Origin of the sequence: Xenorhabdus sp. PB61.4 (assembly GCF_963894935.1) — a bacterium.
GTDB lineage: Bacteria > Pseudomonadota > Gammaproteobacteria > Enterobacterales > Enterobacteriaceae > Xenorhabdus > Xenorhabdus stockiae.
This window is the reverse complement of sequence record NZ_CAWQJR010000138.1, coordinates 1-1236: the sequence shown is the minus strand read 5'-3', so window position 1 is coordinate 1236 and position 1236 is coordinate 1. Positions and strand designations below refer to the sequence as shown.

1 protein-coding gene is annotated in these 1236 nt (G+C 45.8%); it reads left to right on the top strand.

All coding sequences use genetic code 11. The annotated features are described in order from the left end of the window. The first annotated feature begins 78 nt into the window (after nucleotides 1-78). Entirely contained in the window at nucleotides 79-1149 is a 1071-nt protein-coding gene (locus AACX68_RS07590; RefSeq protein WP_228860870.1) for an IS110 family transposase, read from the top strand. Nucleotides 1150-1236: the final 87 nt, after the last annotated feature.

The following is a 1236-nucleotide window of genomic DNA, read 5'->3' as shown; positions in this document are numbered from 1 at the left end:
ATAATGAAATGGACACCTCCCCAAATCGGCTTCAGTGAGCCATGCTGAATACATCAGCAAAATATGAAGAGGTGTCCCATGGAACAAGTTATCGGAATTGATCTGGCAAAGCGAGTTTTTCAGTTAAATATCGTGTCTTCCACGGGAAAACACATTCAGAACAAAATGGTACCTCGTGAAAAACTGACCGCTTTCATTGCCCAACAACCGTCATCAAGGATAGTGATGGAAGCCTGTGGCAGTGCCAATTACTGGAGTCGCCAATTCAAACGGCTTGGGCATGAAGTCAAACAAATCAGCCCTCAATATGTCGCGCCTTTCAGAATGGGCAGTAAAAATGATAAAAACGATGCGATTGCCATTGTAGAAGCTGACAGTCGTCCGGGTATGCGATATGTGCCGGAAAAAACGATAGAGCAACAAGATATCCAATGCCTGCATCGAGTTCGTCAGCGCCTGATGAAAAACCGGATTGCACTGATTAACCAGATACGCGGATTAGGACTGGAATATGGCATTACCATACCGGAAAGTGCTCACAAGGTAGAACAATGTTTACTTGATCATCTGGAAAATGCTGAAAATGAATTGACGGTATTAAGTCGTCAGTTTTTTCAGGAATTGTTGTGTGAATTAAAAGGTCTTCAGCAACGTCTGAATGAACTGGATAAGCGTCTTAATCATCTGAATACCCAGCATGAAGATACCCGCAGACTGTTAACGTTACCGGGGGTTGGGCCATTGGGCGCTTCAGCGCTGATGATAACATTGGGTGGGGGTAAGGATTTTAAAAATGGCCGCCATTTCGCCAGCTACTTAGGGCTGGTGCCGAAAGAACATAGCAGCGGCGGAAAAGTCAGACAGCTCGGTATCAGTAAGCGGGGCAATGCCTATTTAAGGGGAATACTGATACATGGTGCCCGTTCTGTCGTGTATAGACTCAATAAGCGGCCTGACGAACAATGTGATGAATTACAACGCTGGCTAAAAGGTGTGATAGAGCGTAGTGGTGTCAATAAGGCGGTCGTTGCATTAGCCAATAAGAATGCCCGAATCGCTTGGGCATGGGTTAACCAACCCTCGGTTTATACCCCTCGAGGAGGGATTATGTGGTTGAAGTCCGTAAGTAGTAGATGTACTGACAGGTAGTACCGACTCTCTGTGAACCTGGCAAATAGCTCAGTCTACCAAGACTGTTGAAATAATGAGGACAGAGAGGGCGGATTTTCATCAGGG